The sequence below is a fragment of the Streptomyces dysideae genome, assembly GCF_001514305.1.
Taxonomy (GTDB): Bacteria; Actinomycetota; Actinomycetes; order Streptomycetales; family Streptomycetaceae; genus Streptomyces; species Streptomyces dysideae.
Window position 1 is genome coordinate 1 of record NZ_KQ949179.1, and the last position, 1,737, is coordinate 1,737.

At 68.9% G+C, this 1,737-nt stretch carries 1 protein-coding gene; it reads left to right on the forward strand.

What is annotated here, in order from left to right; genetic code table 11:
* Positions 1-69: 69 nt before the first annotated feature.
* Positions 70-1,722, forward strand: coding sequence for an ISAzo13 family transposase (locus AQJ91_RS48245; RefSeq protein WP_067036765.1), 1,653 nt, complete (start codon positions 70-72; stop codon positions 1,720-1,722).
* The last annotated feature ends 15 nt before the right edge of the window (positions 1,723-1,737 follow it).

Below are 1,737 nucleotides of genomic sequence, written 5' to 3' on the forward strand. Positions count from 1 at the left end.
AACTGAACCTGTGCGGCAACTACTGCTTGTTCTACCGGTTCCGGATCGGCGTGAGGGTAGGCGCACGGCATGAAGGTCTCGGCGGAAACCGTCGCAGCTTTATGCGGCAAGTTCGAGGCGGTCCTGCCGCATCTGGACGAGCGGCAGCGTCGCCTGTATCTGGGCGCGGAGGCGCAGGCGTTGGGGCACGGCGGTATCACCGCGGTGGCCACGGCGGCCGGCGTGTCCACCGTCACCGTCAGTCGCGGGCTGCACCAGCTACGTGGGGGCCCTTCCGTTCTGGGCCGGCAACGCGCGCCGGGTGGTGGCCGCAAGCCGTTGACCACGACCGATCCCGGGCTGCAGGCGGCGTTGGACTCGTTGATCGAGCCGACCGAGCTGGGCGATCCGGCCTCTGTGCTGCGCTGGACCACCGCCTCGCTCCGTGACCTGGCCGAGCAGCTGACCGCCACGGGGCACCCGGTCGGCGCGACCACCGTAGGCAAGTTGTTGCACCAGATGGGCTACTCGCTGCAGGCTGCCGCGCAGACCCGTTCTGGTGGCAACCACCCTGACCGGGATGCGCAGTTCCGGCACATCCATGCCGCCGTCAATGCCTTCCTCACCGACGGGCAGCCGGTGATCAGTGTGGATGCGAAGAAGAAGGAGGCCATTGGCAACTATCAGCGCCCGGGCCGCACTTGGCGCCCCAAGGGCATCCCGATCGAGGTCGACGATCACGCTTTCCCGGCCGACACTGACCTGATCACCCCGTACGGAATCTACGACCTCGGCAAGGACAGCGGCTGGGTCAACGTCGGCACCGACCGCAACACTGCCGCCTTCGCGGTGGAGTCGATCCGCCGCTGGTGGTACGACCGCGGTCATCTCGACCACCCCCGCGCTGCCGCCTTGCTGATCACCGCCGATGCCGGCGGACCCAACGGCGTCCTCTTCCACACCTGGAGGTGGCAACTGGCCGCCCTTGCCCGCGAGATGGACATTCCGATCACGGTCTGCCACTTCCCGCCTGGCACAAGTAAATGGAACAAGGTCGAACACCGGCTGTTCTCCCGGATCACCTGCGCCTGGCGCGGCATCCCGCTGACCAGCCACGAGGTCGCCGTCAAGGCGATCGCCTCGGCTCACACCCGCACCGGACTTGTCGTCCAGGCCGAGCTGGACACCCACCGCTATCCCACCGGGCAGAACCCCGCCCCCTGGCAGGTCGCCGCCCTCCCGCTGAGCCGCGACGCCTTCCACGGCGACTGGAACTACACCCTGCACCCGGCCCCGGAACCGCAGCGAACGCCGCCTCGCCGCACAGATCCCGCCGCCACTGCCTGGCTGTCGGACCCGGCCCTGACTGGCATGCCCCGCCAGGAGCTGGACTCCCTGGTCGAGCTGGTCGCCGACGACTGGCAGTGGCTCGCCGACCGTGACCTGACCCGCCGCACCGGTCAGCCCCGTCAGCGCCCCTCCGCCCACGGAATCGGTCAACTCGAACACCACATCCGCGTACTGGCCGCAGTGCTACGAGCCCGCCGGGTGGCCACGACCGTCCTGATCACCGAGATCCTCGGCTGCCACCGCACCTACCTGAACCGGTGCGCTGACGGGGCTGCCGAACTCCTCGCGCGCCACGACATCTACATCGCCCCGGTCGAAGGCCCCAAGGCGCGCACCCGCGCGCAGCTGCAGGCCCGCATCGACGCGGCCCAGCAACATCAAGACGGACAGTAGTTGCCGCACAGGTTC